Origin of the sequence: Enterococcus sp. 3C7_DIV0644 (genome assembly GCF_002141235.1) — a bacterium.
GTDB classification, from domain to species: Bacteria; Bacillota; Bacilli; order Lactobacillales; family Enterococcaceae; genus Enterococcus_D; species Enterococcus_D entomosocium.
On sequence record NZ_NGLK01000001.1, the window covers coordinates 3451518 to 3468764 of the forward strand.

Consider the following 17247-nt stretch of genomic DNA (forward strand, 5'->3'; position numbering starts at 1 on the left):
AAACATTTGACCAATGCGGTATCCCAGATGCCTTTGCACAAATGTTTTTATTCATTCATCAATCGAAACAGTTGCAGCTCTCACCTATACACGATTGAAAAAATGTTCCAATAACCATTCAGTATGGAATGGACAACGCTAAAAAACAATTCATATGAAAAGAGGAACTTCTTATGACAAAAACAGCAGAATGGTATCAAGGAAAAGCTGGGCGGGCAGAACATTTGGTCTATTTAAATAAGGAAGCCAAAGAGCTTGAGAAACTGATTCATGGCGACAAAACAATGATCATTCGGGGGGCAGCTGGCAGAAAATCACCCTTAGGAGGAAGAGCCAAAATCAACGATCTTGTTTATTTTGTGGAGACCGGCGGCGATTTGACCATCACTCATCGGGGCATCATTGCCAATGTGACTGAATCTGAAAAGATGACGAAAGAAGAATCCATAGATTTTGTAGAACGCTATGAAAAAGAGTTGAATCTATCGAAAAAGCAAGTCGATCGTTGGGCAGGGAAAAAGTATCTAGCGGTCTATGAAATCGCTGAATTAGAAGAAATAACGCCATTTCAGTACAATCGTGAAAAAAATATGGACGATTGGGTCATCACTGATGATATCAACAAAATTAAATTGTAACGTAGCAAAAACCTAAAAAAAGCGCAAGGAGTTGAGTGGGAGGATGGAAGGCAAAGAGCAATTGTTTCGAGACAAAAACGTGAAACCAACAGAGCAGCTGATTGCTGAATCATTGGGAGAGGAATATGCCATTTATCAACGTTTTGTCGAAACGCTTAAAAACGAGGGAATCTCTCTTATGGATTGGCGCTATTACCAAGATGGGAAAGCGTGGTTATCCAAAGGCGAATACAAATGGACAACGACTCGTGGAACGAATAAAGTGAAACCAATTTTTTGGCTCTCGATGTGGGAGGGCTTCTTCAAAGTCTCCTTTCACTTTAGCGAGAAAGTCCGAACACAGTTATTGTCTCTACCAATCAGTGATGACACAAAAGAAAGGATTCATAAGGCGCCGACCAATGGCACGAAAATGAAGTTTTTTTCTGTGATTTTTGATGTCGCTAATCCATCACTCTTTGAAGATATCACCGAATTGATCGTGTTCAAAAAAAATAAATAAAGTAAGAGTAAGATTTATTTAACTTGGATAGTCTGATTTTATTGCATCTATCAAAAAGGAATCTTTGTTATAGTTTACCCATTTTTAGGTTTAGAAAAGTAAAAGTCAATCAGAAGACTTTAAGTTTATTACATTTCATCTGATTGATTCTTAATATAAGTAACTATTGGGAAAACCAACGCTAATTTTGATTAGATTATCGAAGGGAATTCACAATACAATAAATTTTATTCGATAAATATGCTATTATGGTTAACATATGCTTTAATTACTTTAAATAGATGAAAGACACATTCGAAAAGGAGAAAAGACAAATTGACCATTCAACGAATCACAGCTTGCGTTCAAGTCAAAGGAGACTATCAGAAGTGTTATGAATTTTATACGGAAAAAGTCGGCTTGGTACCAACTTATGGCGATGAGTCAGGTCCTTATACAAGCTTTGCATCGAAGAAAGAGGAGGCGCCTTTTTTTGGTATGTTCCAAGTGGATGCCGTGATCGATCAAATGGAGGGCTACCCGATTTCAGAGAATCGGATTTCATCTGATACGCTTTCGGCAACATTTCATACTACGGATTTTGAAGAAGATTATACGAGAATGAACAATGCTGGTGTAGTGTTTGAAGTAAGTAAAACCGTTTTGGGGGAAGGGGACCAAGCTTTTCATATTGCTTATTTCCGCGATCCAGAAGGAAATTTGCTAAGCTTGGAGGATGGCGGTGTCTAAAGAGTTAACATTCAAAATGAATCAGAAAAAAACGTAAAGAAAGATTTATCTCATAGTTGTTTTGAGATAAATCTTTTTTTATTTGAAATCATTCTACTGTAAAGCGTTCCTTCATCCGCTCCAAGAAAAGTCCAGAAGCTTTTGAAAAAACTTGGGTGTTTTTCCAGATAACGTCAAGGTTTGATTCCAGTGCAGGACTCAATTCTCTAAAACACAATTGGCTATCGGGGGCGAAGTTGACTAATTTATCTAGAGTCAAGCCGTAGCCGACACCTTCTTCTACCAGTTTTGATGCATTGTAAACAAGGTTATATGTGGCGACGACCGTCAATTTTTTCAGGTCTTTTTTCAACCATTTAGAAAGTTCACTGCTGACCAAACTTTGTCGCGAAGTAATCAGGGGAACGTCCCAGAGATCTTTTGGGGTAATGACTTCTTTGAGAGCTAGAGGACTGTCTTTTCGCATCAACACGCCCCAGGTATCTTTGGCAGGCAAGCGTAAGGAATGGTATTTTTTGACGTCTGCTGGACTGATTACGACACCAAAATCCAACAATCCTTTATCCAATCGTTCTTTGACCTCATCGGCGTTGCCGCTATAAAAGTGAAATTTGATGTTGGGGTATTCAGCTTGGATTTCTTTGATGATTGCTCCTAGCAACTGAATCACATAAGTTTCTCCAGCTCCGATCGATACATTGCCGGCGATCGTATCTCGAGGCGACAAAAATTCTGAGCGGGTCTTTTCTAATAATTCTACGATTTCTTCCGCCCGTTTACGAAACAACAGTCCGTCTTCTGTTAGTGTGATTTTGCGATTGCCTCGGGTGAACAACGTCACGCCTAATTCTTTTTCTAGCTCCATCAATTGTCGGGACAAGGAAGGTTGAGAAAGATGCAGATGTTTTGCGGCAGCCGAAATTGTCTCTTTTTCTGCAACTGCTAAAAAGGTGGTCAGATTTTTTAATTCCATTTAAAATGCTCCTCTTGTTATTCGTATAATGAATAGTTAGGTATTTGATATTGATATTTTACATGTAAAAGACCGCGAAGTACAATAGATTTAATCCGAGAATCACTCTTTTGATCTATGAGTTGCTGGTAACAAACAAAAGATCAAAAGAGAAAAGGAGTTGTATATGTCGCCCTAAGGTACAGGATGATTGACCATGAAAGAAGGCGAATGAAATGAAAAATTGGCAAAAAAAGGCACTTGTATCACTATTGATGCTAGCACCACTTATTTTAGGTGCTTGCAGCAGCAATAACGAGGCGGCAAACGAAGCAACACAAGCCAGTTCAGGAGGAGAAACGATGACAGAAAATGTTTCATTTACAGATGAATGGGACAAAGTTTTCCCAGAAAGTGACACGGTGAATCACCGAAAAGTAACTTTTGAAAATCGCTACGGCATCACTTTAGTTGCTGATCTTTATGAACCAATTGATGCGCAAGGACCACTTCCAGCAATCGCGGTTAGCGGACCCTTTGGGGCAGTCAAAGAACAGACATCTGGTCTATATGCCCAAACGATGGCTGAACGAGGTTTTGTTACGATCGCTTTTGATCCTTCATACACAGGCGAAAGCGGTGGGGAACCACGCTATGTGTCATCACCAGATATCAATACAGAAGACTTTCAGGCAGCAGTCGATTTTTTGTCAGTCCAAGAAAATGTAGATGAAGAAAGAATCGGCTTGATCGGAATTTGCGGTTGGGGCGGGATGGCATTGAATGCCGCAGCCATTGATACCCGTGTGAGAGCGACGGTTTCCGCCACGATGTATGACATGTCGAGAGTCAATGCTCAGGGGTATTTTGATGAGATGGGGGCTGAAGGACGTCATGAATTGCGCCAACAGCTGAACGCCCAGCGGACAGTCGATTTTGCTAACGGTAGCTACGAAAGAGCAGGTGGAGTGCCAGATACACTACCGGAGGATGCACCGGTCTTTATGCAAGATTATTTCGATTACTACAAAACGGAACGCGGCTATCATGAACGTTCGTTAAATTCTAATGACGGTTGGAACGTGACATCATCGCTGTCGTTCTTAAATATGCCGCTCTTGTCGTATATCGATGAGATCCAAAGCGCCGTTTTATTACTACATGGGGAAGAAGCCCACTCTCTTTACTTCAGTCAAGACGCCTTTGAACAATTACAAGGCGATAACAAAGAGTTGACGGTCATTCCTAATGCTTCGCACGTTGATCTATATGATCAAACAGACGTAATTCCTTTTGATCAAATGACCCAATTCTTCCAAGAACATTTGAACTAAATAGCCACAACGATCTTCACGACTGTTCGGTCACTCTGCCTCTGCTGAGCAGTCGTGTTTTTTTGAAAATACGCATTCAGTTGCCCGCTTCTACATAGAATCATCACCAGAAAGGAGCGAAGAGATGCTTATAAAATTGATATCCGCTATTTTGCTGTTCTTATTAAGTGCCTGTGGGACAAGCGAAACAGAGAGAACCAATATGCAATCCGCTAACGAAACTTCATCGGAAGCTAGCCAAGAGAATGTCCAGCAGTTTTCAGCAGCAACAGCTGTCGTCATTACGGTTGGTCAACAGGATTTTCTAGCGAAGTTTTATGAAAATGAGGTGTCTGAGCACCTAATGAATCAAATGCCCTTTACGGTGACAATGAGTGATTTGAACAACAACGAGAAATATTATCGTTTTTCTGAGAATTTGCCAGAAATGACTACAGAACGGCCGGAGATCATTCACGAAGGAGAAATCATGAGCTGGAATAGTCATACGTTGGTGCTGTTTTATCAGACCTTTACCAATTCTTATGGTGGTTATAATCGTATCGGTGTCATTGAAGATCCGACGGGGTTAAAAGAAGTACTTGGGGCGGAAGACGTAGAGGTTATTTTTTCGTTAAGAAATCCTCGTGAATAACAAATGAATAGGAGAAAAACACATGACGATCGATCAATTAAACAAACTCATGGCAAGTGGCGAACCCTTACTTGCCGGTTCGCAAGCTTCCAAACAAATGGTAGCTCTGAGTGCTAAGGCGAGAAAAATCACGATGAAAATCAATACAGTCTACCATGAGTCTGATGAGTTACAAGAACTTTTTGCCCAATTAACAGGAAAACCAGTTGAGCCGACTTTTTCGCTGTTTCCACCCTTTTATACAGATTATGGCAAGAATATCAGCATTGGCAAAGATGTCTTTATCAATGCGGGTTGTCATTTTCAAGACCAAGGAGGGATCACGATCGGTGATGATACCCTAATTGGGCATAACGTTGTTCTAGCTACCTTGAATCATGGCCTTCACCCTGAAGATCGTAGCACGCTTTATCCAGCCCCCATTACGATTGGGAAGAATGTCTGGATTGGCTCAAATGCAACGATCGTTGCCGGTGTGACCATCGGTGACCATGCGATCATTGCTGCTGGGTCGGTGGTGACCAAAGATGTCGCTGAGCGCACGATCGTGGCTGGTGTACCTGCAAAATATGTCAAAGAGGTTACTGAGTAAGCATAATAGCAATGAGTAAGAAAAAAACTGCTGTTCGCCTTGTCGCTTGTAAAGCGATGAAGACTAACAGCAGTTTTCTTATTCTTGAGGCGGCTCGCTCGTAGTGGAACCGGCGAAGTTTTCAATCAACGATTTCACATCAAGACCGAGGGTTTCTTTCAACGTTTCTTGTGTGGTCGATAAGAGATTGGTGGCGTAATTGGTGACACGATTGGCACCGCCACCTTCACCTGATCCTGTATCAACGACTGAAATTTTATCGATATTGCCTAATGGTGCGGCTGCTTCTTTGACTAATTGTGGCAGGATCTCGACGATCATGCTCAGAATGGCTGCTTCATCGTATTTCTTGAAGGCTTCAGCGACTTTTTCTTTCGTTTCGGCTTCTGCCGTTCCTTTCGCCAAAGTGGTTTCGGCTTCTGCCAAACCGATCAAACGAATCTTATCGGCTTCGGCTTTTGCCAAGGACTCTGTTCGAAATTGCTCGGCTTCAGTGGTAGCTAAGGCAGATGCTTTTTTGGCTAGCGCTTCTTGTTCAAGCGCATAACGATCCGCATCGGCTTTTTTCTTGATCTCTGAATCAAATTGCTTCTCACGACGCAAGATTTCTTTTTCTTCCAATTCGATTTGTTTTTGTCGTTCAACGACTTCGACTTCAATCTCTTGTTCTCGGACTTTTTGTTTCATGATGGCACTTTGTAGATGATAGGCTTGATCGGCATCGGCTTTGGCGATGTCTTGTTCTTTCTTATAAAGCGCCAGCTTCAATTCTTTTTCCTTCAATGCTTCAGCGATTTCGGTCATGCGTTTTGATTCCGCTGTTTGCGATTCTTGTTCCGATTGGGCTTTTTTGATGCGGGTTTCTTTCAGTGCTTCAGCTTCCGCAATTTCAGCATCCCGTTTGACTTGGGCGATTCTAGGCTTTCCAAGAGAATCCAAATAGCCGTTTTTGTCTCGTACTTCTTTGATCGTAAAGGAGACAATGATCAAGCCCATTTTCGCTAGATCGACAGAGGCTACTTCTTGCACACTTTGGCTGAATTTGTCGCGATTTTGATAAATTTCTTCCACAGTCATCGAACCAAGGATCGAACGCAAATGGCCTTCTAGCACTTCCCGCGCTTCATTTTCTAATTCTTCACGGGTTTTTCCTAGAAATTGTTCCGCTGCCGTTGCAATTTCTTCCACGGATGAGCCGATCTTAATAATGGAAGTTCCGTCACACATCACGGGAACCCCTTGTTCAGTGTAGACTTCCGGCGTTGAGACATCCAGCTTGCTGGAGAGCAAACTGATTCGATTCGATCGTTGAAACACTGGCAAAACAAAGGCTCCGCCACCACGCACGATTTTAATTTTGTTGTTGCTTTCATCGGCGTGTACATTTTTGCTACCTAGATAGCTTCCGCTGATGATCAATGCTTCATCGGGCTTGGCTGTTTGATATTTCGTGACAAAGACGATCAAAAGCATTAATAAAATGAATGCCACGATGGCGATCGGGAAAACGATTGGTGATAATAGAATATCCATAGATACACCTCTTTAGTGATTTAGTTTAGTTATCCAAAAATTTTTTTGTGTAAGGAACGACGTAGCAAACTCGTTCTTTGACTTCAATAATCAAAACCTTCGATCCAGCTGCTAATGGTTCATCGATTGGTTGGAAAGCCGTAGCTGGTCGATTGCTTGAACCAGTGACACTTGTGAGTTGAATTTCGCCCATTCCTTCACAAGGAATCGGCGTCAGCACCGTTGCGATGCGACCTTCAAAATCTTTCTCAGAACTTGACAGTGTCGCTTCCGCATTTCGCATGGGAATCAGCACGTAAAAATTCAAGAGAAAAACGAGCCCTGTAGCAAGGCAGCCGCTAATGACGAAAAGTAGGAGCGAATAGCCAGACAGAAAAGTTTCTCCTAAGTAACCGAAGAGACTTGTAAAGGCAAACCATGGAATAATTAACATCGGATCGACTGGTCCGTCGAAATCGAAGATATCCCCAAACAGAAGCAGCAAAAAGGCTAAAACAGCACAGCCAATCAAAACATACAAATAAATTTGCTCAGGTGCATAAGTGTGCAGCACATATCCACCTCCTTTCAAATAGCGTGATTTGTGAGAACGACGAAAGTTAGGAGACAATCGTAAGAAGAACGAAGGAAGCAAAAGAAAGGAACAGAGATTCTGTTATAATTATACCAATAAATAATAAAAATATTCGATTTAATTAGATAAAATGATAAAATAATATAATAAATGGTGGTTTGTTATTTGGGAGAAGGCAACAAAAGCACATGATTTTTTCAAGAGCCATTGACAAACAATCAAAATCAAAGTAGATTAAATCAGGGTAGTAAAAATGTCAAAAGGAACTGCTGACTCTAGACACGTCAATAGGCAGCGTTTGTTTTTTAACCCAATCGAAATAAAGTAGTTGTTCGCAAACATAAAAGAAGTCAGGAACACTTCTTTTCAACCGACAGATCGTATTGCTAAGAAATAGAGGTGGAATCGATGGATCAAAAAGAAAAAATGTTAGAACTAATCAAGAAAAAACAAGGCGGCGGCCGTTCAAAAAAGATGGAATCCCCAAAAAATGATCGGAAAAACATGCGTAAAGGCCCGAAAATTTATAATAAGTAAGGCGATGGATTATTAATACGAAATGAGCGATTAAAAAAAGAGAGAAGGACAGGGTTGCTGTCTTTCTCTCTTTTTTTTTATTCCTCAGAATTCACGTACAACTCACTCAAAGCTGGCAGATCATGGACTTGGTATTTTGCTTTAAACGCTGCGATTTCTTCAGCGCTGAAGCGGTTCGGATCAAGTTTCAGTTCTTCGACAGGAAGAGGTCGTTCGTTAGCGATCTTGACATCGATCACCACAGGTCCGTTGATTTCTTTAGCTTGTGTAAAGACGGATGCTAATTCATCTTCCTTCGTTACCGTGAAGCCTTTCGCACCTAATGCTTCCCCAACTTTACCAAAATCAGCACCGGCTAGTTGGACACCGAACTTGGTTTGCTCGGTATCTTCTTGCTCCGCTTCGATGAAGCCGAATGAGTCATTGGAAAAGACCACGTTGATGATTGGTAAATCATATTTCACTTGGGTGATGATGTCTTGCATTTGCATCGCAAAACCGCCATCCCCACTAAAGGTAAATACTTGGCGATTCGGATAGCTCAATTGAGCTGCGATCCCACCAGGTACACCATTACCCATTGTCGCAAACCAGCCAGACGTTATAAAACGCTGTTCACCCGTCATTTCTAAATGACGGATACTGTGGATCGTCACATTACCGACATCCGTGACAAACAGGGCATCAGGAGCTGCAATCCGGTTGATTTCTCGATAGACAGGTTCAGGACGCAAAGGAACTTGCGAATCATGGTAAAAATGATGGCGCCATGCATGCCAATTGCGACAGTTTTCTTGATTGGCTTTTAACCAAGCATCTGCAGGACGAGGGGCTGCCATCTCTGTCCATTTTCTAAGAGCGGTCGCACCATCTCCTAAAACGGAGACATCCGTCTGATGACGACGACCAAATTTCGAGGCGTCGATATCAACTTGGACAAAGTTGGCACCAGGATTGAAAAAGCGGCGGCCAAAAGGGAAGTCACTGCCGACAAAAACGATGAGATCGGCTTCTGCCAAAGCTTCATTGGCAGGTTTTGTCGCAACCCGTCCAGCAAATCCAAGAAAGTTTTCATAAAGATCAGGCACGATGCCTTTGGCTAAGACAGAAGCTGCGATAGGCATCGAGAAATGCTTAGAAAAAGCATCGATGGCATCAAAATGACCAAAGAGACCTTGTCCGATATAAAGGACGGGTTTTTTTGCTTGTTCAAAATAAGGAAGGGCAGCCTGTAAACCCTCTTCATCAGGCTGGAGAACACCTGTCTTATGATTTTTTGCGGTTGCAATCTCCTGTTCGTCGATTTCTGCAAACCCGTAATCGACCGGGATCGTTACCACAGCGACTCCTTTAAATTTGTAGGCTGCTTTAATGGCTTCGTCCACCACGTGGGGCAAACTTTCAGGGGACATGACCGTGCGATTGTAGATACTGACATCAGCGAACATCGGATTTTCATTCATTTCTTGAAAATCATTGTAGTTCATCGAGCTCGAAGCTACTTGTCCTAACAAGGCAACGACGGGCACATTATCCATTTGAGCATCGTATAAGCCATTGATCAAATGGGTGGCACCCGGACCAGCAGAACCAAAAACCGCACCGACTTTTCCCGTTAGCTTGGCATCAGCCGCTGCTGCCAGCGCACCTGCTTCTTCATGACGTACTTGAATATACTTGACCGATTGCCGTTCATGGTACAAAGCATCCATCGTTGAGTTGAAAGATCCACCGGGGATTCCATAGATATGGTCGATGCCCCACGCTTCAAAAACCTTGATCATTGCTGTACCAGCATTGATTTTTGTCATTTTCTTCACTCGCTTTCTCTGTTGTCATTCGTTCTCTTTTAAGTATAAACGTTTCTCAAAAAGACAACAAAGAATGCGCCTTCTGTCACAAGGCGCATAGAAAGACTTATTTTAGGAAATGAACGACTCAGTTGCGAAGCTCTTGCACGAATCGACTGGCGATCTCTTTTGGTCGGGTGATGGCACCACCAACCACGATACCGGTCACACCCATATCCTGAATTTTTTTTGCTTGTTCCGGTGTGTGGATCTTGCCTTCGGCTATTACCGGAACCTTCGCCGCAACCAATTGCTGGATCAACTGATAGTCCGGTTCGTCATTGGTAGGACTGTTCGCCGTGTAGCCTGACAAAGTTGTACCAACAAAATCGACGCCCGCTTCAAAGGCATTGATGCCTTCCTCATAGGTGGCGATATCTGCCATGAGTAGTTGATGGGGATAAAGAGTTTTGATTTGCTTGATAAAGGCATTGACCGTCAAGCCATCATGACGTTTGCGCAAGGTGCAGTCCAAGGCGATCACCGCAATATGTAAAGCTGCTAATTCGTGTACCTCTTTGATGGTTGCTGTGATAAATGGTTCTTCCGGTGGATAGTCTTTTTTGATGATTCCGATGATCGGCAAATCAACAGCGGCTTGGATCTCGCGAATATCGCGAACGGAATTGGCACGGATGCCAACAGCTCCAGCTTCTTGAGCTGCTTTTGCCAATAGGGGCATGACACCGCCTTTTTCGGTATACAAGGGTTCTCCAGGCAATGCTTGACAAGAAACAATCAACCCGCCCTTGATTTGTTGGGTAAAGACTTCTTTTTCCATTTATATGACACTTCCCATTCTGATAAAGGTTCGTTTCTCCCTTCGACTATATCATGAGGTTTTTTGCTTGTAAATGAATCAACACCTCTTTGAATCAAAGGCAAGACATTCAAAAAACGTGCAGCAAGCATCACTGTCATGGATACTTGCTGCACGTAACGAATAGGCTAGGCAGATTTTTTATTCTGCTTGTTTTGACGTGCATTGCTTGAACTTCTCAAAATCGATCGTTTGATTAGCAGACAGCACTTCGTATTGCAATCGTTCTGTTTCTTCATCGTGAATGATATGGAGGATTTTTCCGTCTTCGTCTACTGGTCCCAGACTGATGATCGTAAACCGTTCATTGATGACTTCTAAATTCTGTAAAACTCCAGAAAACACTTTGCGAATATGATGGGCGGTCTTGATTTTTTTGTCTGCTTTTTCAACAGCCTTGGCTAACGTAAAGCCTTCATCTAAAAACGTTTTGATCATTTCCACTTTGACGACCGTGGGCAGTCGGTATTTTCGTGGGGCATTTTCTTCTTGTGGGACCGATTGAATAAATCCTTTTTGTTCCCAATAACGCAATTGGCGAGGGGAGATATCACACATTTGGCTAAGTTCGCTGATGCCGACCAACAAGTTTTCATTATCAACGAGTTTTCGAAAAAGATGAGACATACGGACTCCATTCTTGTAAAGGTATTTGTTAACATTGTAACTTGTTTTACTTTTATGTCAAGTAGGTTGACAAATGTTAGGGAAAGATTTAAAGTAAAGAAGGTTTTATGAAAAATATACTGAAAAGAGTGTGAAATATGTCAACGAGTCGTCCTTTAGATATCTACGGCAAACCTTACAATCGTTCCTTACTGGTTATGGTTTTGCTGATCGGTACGTTTTGTACTGTTTTGAACCAAACATTGTTAACAACGGCTTTTCCAACTTTGATGGATGCCTTTGACATCTCTGCATCTGATGTCCAATGGCTAACCACCGGTTTCTTGCTGGTCAATGGGATCATGATCCCGATCACCGCATGGCTGATCAACAAGTTCAGCTCAAGAAATCTTTACTTAACGGCAATGAGCATCTTCCTGGCTGGAACGATCGCTTGTTTTGCAGCACCGAACTTTTCTACATTATTGATTGGCCGCTTAGTGCAAGCTGCTGGTGTAGGGATCTCCATGCCGCTTTTGCAAAATATCATGTTGTCGATCTTCCCACCAGAAAAACGCGGTTCAGCTATGGGCATGTCTGGAATCGTTATTGGGTTGGCACCAGCCTTAGGCCCAACGTTATCTGGTTGGATCATTGATCATTATGACTGGCGTTATTTGTTCGGAATGGTCATTCCGATCGTCGTTTTAGTCTTAGTCTTAGCGCTCTTTCTAATGAAGAGTGTGATTGAATTGTCGCATCCGAAAATCGATCTTTTCTCAGCGATTTTATCAACGCTTGGTTTTGGTACATTGCTCTATGGCTTTTCAAGTGTCGGTGACAAAGGGTGGGGCAGTATTGAAGTAATCGGTTTTCTAGCAGCCGGTGTCTTTTTCATTGCTTTCTTTGCATGGCGTCAATTGCACATCGAGCATCCTTTCTTAGAGTTGCGCGTGTTCAAATCAACAACCTTTACCTTGGCATCGATCCTTTCCGGGGTCACGAATATGGCGATGATCGGTGCTGAAATGGTTCTCCCATTGTATATCCAAAACATTCGTGGTGAATCAGCGTTCCATTCAGGATTGATGTTATTACCAGGTGCGTTGATTATGGGGATCATGATGCCGATCACTGGTGCGATCTTTGATAAGTATGGTGCAAAACGTTTAGCTATCACCGGGATGTTTATCTTGACCGCCGCAACCTTACCATTTGCTTTCTTAACAAAAGATACACCGATTTTGCATATCATCATTCTTTATGGGATTCGGATGTTCGGGATCTCAATGGTGATGATGCCAGTAACGACTTCAGGAATGAATGCATTGCCTGGTAATCTGATCAGTCATGGTACCGCAGTAAACAATACGTTCCGTCAAGTAGCCAGCTCAATTGGTACGGCTATCTTGATCAGTGTCTTGACAAACGTCACCAAAGGCAACTTGCCAAGTGATTCTTTGCTGGATGCAACGCCTTTGGCATACAAAGAACAAGCAATCGAAGCGACTTTATCTGGCTACCATGCCGCTTTTTATGTGGCAGCGGTCTTTAGCTTCTTAGGATTCTTGATCGCCTTCTCCTTAAAGAAAAAAGAACCACGATTGACGGTTCTTGAAGGAGGTGCGGACAAATGATCTTGCTTTTGATCGTTCTTAGCGTGTTAGGGTTTGCGGTACTGAATGTTTTTGCCAAAAACAAGCTGCAAACAGGTTTATCATTGGTCTTAGGTCTAGTCTTCGTAGCAAGTGTCGTCGCATTGATGGCCAATTTGACTTACCATTTTGGAATGGAAAAAGAAACGACTGCTAAAACAACAGCACTGGTTTCTAGTGCCGATAACGAGAATTTTGATTTACTATTGTATCAGCCATTAGGAGATGGTACGGAAAAAATCTACCTGTATAAAACGGATACTGATCAAGAGGAACCAAAACAAACCGGTACTGATAAAGTGACCAATGTCGTGGAAACAGGGGCTGATTCAGCTCAATTAGAAACAAAAACGACGCGCTGGGTTTATAAAAGTGACCTATCACGCTTCTTGTTCGGAATCGCTGATAACGATGGCCAATATGTCAGCCGTACCAATACGTTCTCATTACCAGATTCATGGGAAGTCTTGAGTGTGGATCAAGCAAAAAAACTGGCTTCTTTAGCGAAAGAACAAGCTGACACCATGAAAACACAAGGACAAGCGTATGTCCAAGAAAAAATGCAAGCTGCATTAATGGCTGATCCAACTATGGACGAGGCAGCCCAAAAAGCAAAAATCGCTGAATTGACAGAAGCTTATCAAAAAGAAGCGATGGCAAAACTGCTTGAAGAAGCAAAAAAGTAAAAACGAGTAGATAGTCATGGGATGGAAGAATCAAATCGGATTCTTCTGTCCCTTTTTCTACATGAAACTTGTGATTTAGCGAAACAGCTGCTAAATGTTGGTCGTGTCCATCAACAATAAAAATCCCACACACTATTAGTGAGTGGGATTTTCTTTATTCAAATGAGCACGCGGCAATCCGGTCGAAAGCTTCTTTTAACAAGTCCAACGATTGGGTGGCAGCTAAGCGAACATAGCCATCGCCGGTCGTTTCTCCAAAGGCTTTCCCAGGGATCATCAGCACACTGGTTTCTTTTAATAATTTCTCTACAAAGCTGACAGAGTCCAACCCTGTTTGTTCAATGTTGATGAAGGCATACATGCTTCCTTTGACAGGGGATAAGGAAAGGAATGGGATCTCAGCAACCCGTTGTTCAATGTAAGTCAGTCGTTCCTTAAAGACAGCAACCACTTGCGGCACGAGGGTATCATAGTGATTCAATGCGTAAATACCTGCCCGTTGTGAAGGGGTTGGTGCCGAATAGGCGATCGCCTCATTGATCAGTTTTGCCGTAAGATTGATCGATTCAGGTGCGATCATGTAGCCGATCCGCCAGCCAGTCATGGCAAAGGCTTTTGAGAAACTGCTGAATGTGATGGTGTTCTCAGGTGCGAAGGCTGCCATCGGTACAAAGGTATCATCAAAGCAAAAGGCTTCATAGACTTCATCCGAGAGGACCAGCAAGTCATGGTCAATGGCAACTGCTGCGATTTTTTCAAAAGTTTCTGGAGAAAAAACAGCACCGGTAGGATTGTTTGGTGAATTGATGATGATCGCCCGAGTTTTCTCAGTGATGGCGGATTTTAAGACCTCGACATCGATTTGAAAGCCATCTTTTTCAAAGGTCGGGATAAAGACCGGCACACCACCGACTAGTTCGACTTGTTGTTTATAAGGTGAAAAGTATGGTTCATGAATAATCACTTCATCACCAGGATCAATGATGGCAGCCAAAGCTAAGTACATGCCATGCAATGCACCGACAGTTCCTCGTACTTGGCTAGGAGAAAAAGTAAGCTGGTATTGCTTTTGATAAAAATCAACGACAGTTTGGATAAAATCAGCACTACCGTCTGAAGCGGTGTATTTTGTATGACCCGCTTTGACGTCAGCAAAAGCTGCTTCAATGATCGTCGCATCTGTAATCAAATCAGGATCACCAATCGACAAATCAATCAAATTTGGGGTTTTCTTCGCAAGAGTGGCGATCTCCATTAAAAGATTTTCTTCTGGTTGTAAAAAACGTTCTGCAATCAACGGACGGTTCATTTTGTCATCTCCAATTTCTATAAAACTTTGCTTAAAAAATCCTGTGTCCGCGCATTTTGCGGATGCTCAAAGATTTGTTCGGGTGTTCCTTGTTCTTGAATGATACCGTCAGCCATAAAGATGACACGATCGGCAACTTCTTTAGCGAAGCCCATTTCGTGGGTAACGACCACCATCGTCATGCCTTTTTCTGCTAAAGCTTGCATGACCGTCAACACTTCTCCGACCATTTCTGGGTCCAAAGCCGATGTTGGTTCGTCAAAGAGCATTACATCAGGATCCATTGCCAACGCTCTAGCAATAGCGACCCGTTGCTGCTGCCCGCCAGAAAGGCTAGAGGGGTAACTATCCGCTTTTTCAGCTAAGCCAACTTGCTCCAGCAATCCTTTCGCTGTCTCTTCGGCAGCGGCTTGCTCTTGCTGTTTGACTTTGATCGGGCTGATAGTCAGATTTTCTAACACCGTTTTATGAGGGAATAGATTGAAGCTTTGAAAAACCATTCCCATTTTTTGACGAATCTGATCGATTTTCACACCTTTTGCCAATAAATCATTGCCTTCGAAGGTGATTTTCCCGCCGGTCGGCTGTTCAAGAAGGTTCAAGCAGCGTAAGAAAGTACTTTTTCCACTTCCTGATGGTCCGATGATCACAACGACTTCACCAGGTGTCACTTCAAGATCGATTTCTTTTAAGACGGTATTCTCGCCAAATGTTTTCACTAATTTTTCAACTTTAATCACTAGTTTTCATTCTCCTTTCAGCAACACCCAAGAGACGTGAGAGGGCGAAGGTCAATACAAAGTAGATCAATGATACGATAACGTATGGTAAAAACGGTTTGAAGCTGGCCCCTTGAACGACACCTGTTTGGAAAATCAGTTCAGACACACCGATCACCGATACGACCGAAGACTCTTTAATGACCGTGACAAATTCATTTCCTAGAGCAGGCAAGATGTTTTTGATGGCTTGCGGGAAAATGATGAAGCGCATCGCTTGGATCTGATTCATTCCTAATGAACGAGCGGCTTCCAGCTGTCCTTTGTTGACGGCATTGATCCCGGCACGAATGATTTCTGCCACATAGGCGGCACTGTTTAGTGCTAAGGCAATACAGCCGGCAGCTAATTTCGAAAGCTCTAAGCCTAACACGCCTGTTCCAAAGTATACAATAAATATTTGTACTAACAAAGGTGTTCCTCGAACATATTCAATATAGACAGCGGCAATGACTTTCAGTGCTTTTGATTTAGAAAGCTTCATAAAGGCTAACAAACTGCCACCGATAGAGCCGAATAATACCCCAACCAAGGCTAGGAAGATGGTATAGCCAGTTCCGGTGATATAAAAAGGCAGATATTTTTCCCAAAAGCTTTGCTCTTCATCGATCGTGCCATCTTCGGTAAACATCAATCGATAGGCATCTTCTTTGTATTGGCTTAAAAGATCATTACTAATGATGGTTTCAATGGAGGAGTTGAGTTTTTCCAGTAAAACTGGCGCTTCTTTCGAGATGGCGATGGCGGTCTCCTTCACACCGTTTTCAAACGTGACATTTTCGGCTAATGCCAATGTATCATTCGCCGTCACATATGCTTCGGCAACGGGACCTTCCATCACGATCGCATCGATCTTGCGTGATTTTAGATTGGTGATCAAATCAGGCACCCTTTGCAAAGAGGTGACAGTCGCGCCAGTCAATTCTGTATTTGCCAGCTCTTCTTGGGTGGTTTGTCGTTGTGCACCGACAGCCACACCATCAAAATCAGCCGTCGATTGGAAACGATCCGCGTCTTCCGCTCGAACCAGAACAGTTTGTTGGACTTCCATATAGGTGTCAGTGAAATTGACTTCTTTGCGGCGCTCATCCGTAGCAGCCATCCCAGAGATGACGACATCAATTTTGCCTGTTTTTAACGCCCCTAACAACGCATCAAATCCAAGTTCCTCGATTTTCAGATCGACCCCTAAGTCATCTGCAATCTTTTGGGCAATGGAAATATCGATTCCCACGATTTCATTTTTTCCGTCAACATTGGCACGGAATTCATAAGGTGCATAATCGGCAGATAAACCCACGACTAATACACCATTTTCTTTGACTTTTTCATAGATTGGATCAGTTTCTTCTGCATGTGCTTGTCCGACAAAGAAAAACGGCAGCAATGCTGTGATGATCCCTAATAAAACAGTACCCTTACTAAACCTTTTCATGTAAACGCCCCTTTAACTTTTTCTGCGCATCTATTAAAAATGCAAATAATAACTAATAAATGTATAAAAATACATATAAGTG

At 42.6% G+C, this 17247-nt stretch carries 18 protein-coding genes; 9 read left to right on the forward strand and 9 right to left on the reverse strand.

Annotated features, from left to right (window positions below; all coding sequences use genetic code 11):
- Positions 1-173: 173 nt before the first annotated feature.
- The 3 genes from A5877_RS16285 (at position 174) to A5877_RS16295 (ending at position 1869) form a co-directional block, all read left to right on the forward strand.
- Positions 174-638 (forward strand): hypothetical protein, encoded by a 465-nt coding sequence (locus tag A5877_RS16285; protein ID WP_008381399.1) that lies wholly within the window; start codon positions 174-176, stop codon positions 636-638.
- Positions 639-681: 43 nt separating this feature from the next.
- Positions 682-1140, forward strand: a complete 459-nt coding sequence (locus A5877_RS16290) for a DUF3788 family protein (protein WP_086317335.1) — start codon at positions 682-684, stop codon at positions 1138-1140.
- A gap of 315 nt (positions 1141-1455) precedes the next feature.
- Positions 1456-1869, forward strand: a complete 414-nt coding sequence (locus tag A5877_RS16295; RefSeq protein ID WP_008381397.1) for a VOC family protein — start codon at positions 1456-1458, stop codon at positions 1867-1869.
- 88 nt (positions 1870-1957) lie between these two features.
- Here the strand turns inward: A5877_RS16295 and A5877_RS16300 are convergent, their stop codons facing one another.
- Positions 1958-2842, reverse strand: coding sequence for a LysR family transcriptional regulator (locus tag A5877_RS16300; RefSeq protein ID WP_086317337.1), 885 nt, complete (start codon positions 2840-2842; stop codon positions 1958-1960).
- A gap of 341 nt (positions 2843-3183) precedes the next feature.
- On the opposite strand from A5877_RS16300, the gene A5877_RS16305 reads away from it, so the two are divergent.
- The 3 genes from A5877_RS16305 (at position 3184) to A5877_RS16315 (ending at position 5381) form a co-directional block, all read left to right on the forward strand.
- Positions 3184-4155 carry an alpha/beta hydrolase gene (locus A5877_RS16305; protein WP_217809923.1) on the forward strand — a complete coding sequence of 324 codons (972 nt, stop codon included), beginning with the start codon at positions 3184-3186 and terminating at the stop codon, positions 4153-4155.
- Positions 4156-4279: 124 nt separating this feature from the next.
- On the forward strand, positions 4280-4789 hold the full coding sequence (locus tag A5877_RS16310) for a cyclophilin-like fold protein (protein WP_008381393.1): 510 nt from the start codon (positions 4280-4282) through the stop codon (positions 4787-4789).
- Positions 4790-4811: 22 nt separating this feature from the next.
- Positions 4812-5381, forward strand: coding sequence for a sugar O-acetyltransferase (locus A5877_RS16315; protein WP_005236324.1), 570 nt, complete (start codon positions 4812-4814; stop codon positions 5379-5381).
- A 78-nt stretch (positions 5382-5459) separates the two neighbouring features.
- On the opposite strand, the gene A5877_RS16320 is transcribed toward A5877_RS16315, so the two are convergent.
- Positions 5460-6914, reverse strand: coding sequence for a flotillin family protein (locus A5877_RS16320; protein ID WP_008381386.1), 1455 nt, complete (start codon positions 6912-6914; stop codon positions 5460-5462).
- A gap of 25 nt (positions 6915-6939) precedes the next feature.
- A complete protein-coding gene (locus A5877_RS16325) occupies positions 6940-7485 on the reverse strand; it encodes an NfeD family protein (protein WP_016620851.1) in 546 nt (181 codons plus the stop codon).
- Between the two features lie 411 nt (positions 7486-7896).
- Between A5877_RS16325 and A5877_RS17420 the strand changes: the two genes are divergently transcribed.
- The gene (locus A5877_RS17420; protein WP_005236316.1) at positions 7897-8025 is read left to right on the forward strand and encodes a hypothetical protein; all 129 of its coding nucleotides are present in this window, start codon (positions 7897-7899) and stop codon (positions 8023-8025) included.
- 77 nt (positions 8026-8102) lie between these two features.
- On the opposite strand, the gene spxB is transcribed toward A5877_RS17420, so the two are convergent.
- The 3 genes from spxB to A5877_RS16345 all read right to left on the reverse strand — a co-directional run bounded on the left by spxB (position 8103) and on the right by A5877_RS16345 (position 11322).
- Positions 8103-9836: a pyruvate oxidase gene (gene spxB, locus A5877_RS16330; protein ID WP_086317341.1), complete on the reverse strand. Its 1734-nt coding sequence runs from the start codon at positions 9834-9836 to the stop codon at positions 8103-8105.
- 127 nt (positions 9837-9963) lie between these two features.
- A complete protein-coding gene (locus A5877_RS16335) occupies positions 9964-10656 on the reverse strand; it encodes an N-acetylmannosamine-6-phosphate 2-epimerase (protein WP_005236313.1) in 693 nt (230 codons plus the stop codon).
- Between the two features lie 180 nt (positions 10657-10836).
- Positions 10837-11322, reverse strand: coding sequence for a MerR family transcriptional regulator (locus A5877_RS16345; RefSeq protein ID WP_005236312.1), 486 nt, complete (start codon positions 11320-11322; stop codon positions 10837-10839).
- Between the two features lie 137 nt (positions 11323-11459).
- Between A5877_RS16345 and A5877_RS16350 the strand changes: the two genes are divergently transcribed.
- Together A5877_RS16350 and A5877_RS16355 are read left to right on the forward strand one after the other, a co-directional pair.
- On the forward strand, positions 11460-12938 hold the full coding sequence (locus A5877_RS16350) for an MDR family MFS transporter (RefSeq protein ID WP_005236311.1): 1479 nt from the start codon (positions 11460-11462) through the stop codon (positions 12936-12938).
- Positions 12935-13642, forward strand: coding sequence for a DUF4811 domain-containing protein (locus tag A5877_RS16355; RefSeq protein ID WP_016620846.1), 708 nt, complete (start codon positions 12935-12937; stop codon positions 13640-13642). Before A5877_RS16350 ends, A5877_RS16355 begins: the two co-directional genes overlap by 4 nt.
- A gap of 154 nt (positions 13643-13796) precedes the next feature.
- On the opposite strand, the gene A5877_RS16360 is transcribed toward A5877_RS16355, so the two are convergent.
- From A5877_RS16360 to A5877_RS16370, 3 genes are read right to left on the reverse strand one after another with little or no spacing between them, the layout of a single operon-like run.
- On the reverse strand, positions 13797-14951 hold the full coding sequence (locus tag A5877_RS16360; protein WP_008381374.1) for a pyridoxal phosphate-dependent aminotransferase: 1155 nt from the start codon (positions 14949-14951) through the stop codon (positions 13797-13799).
- A gap of 17 nt (positions 14952-14968) precedes the next feature.
- On the reverse strand, positions 14969-15691 hold the full coding sequence (locus A5877_RS16365) for an amino acid ABC transporter ATP-binding protein (protein WP_005230134.1): 723 nt from the start codon (positions 15689-15691) through the stop codon (positions 14969-14971).
- Entirely contained in the window at positions 15684-17165 is a 1482-nt protein-coding gene (locus tag A5877_RS16370) for an ABC transporter permease subunit (protein WP_005236308.1), read from the reverse strand. The genes A5877_RS16365 and A5877_RS16370 overlap by 8 nt, the downstream gene beginning before the upstream one ends.
- Between the last annotated feature and the right edge of the window lie 82 nt (positions 17166-17247).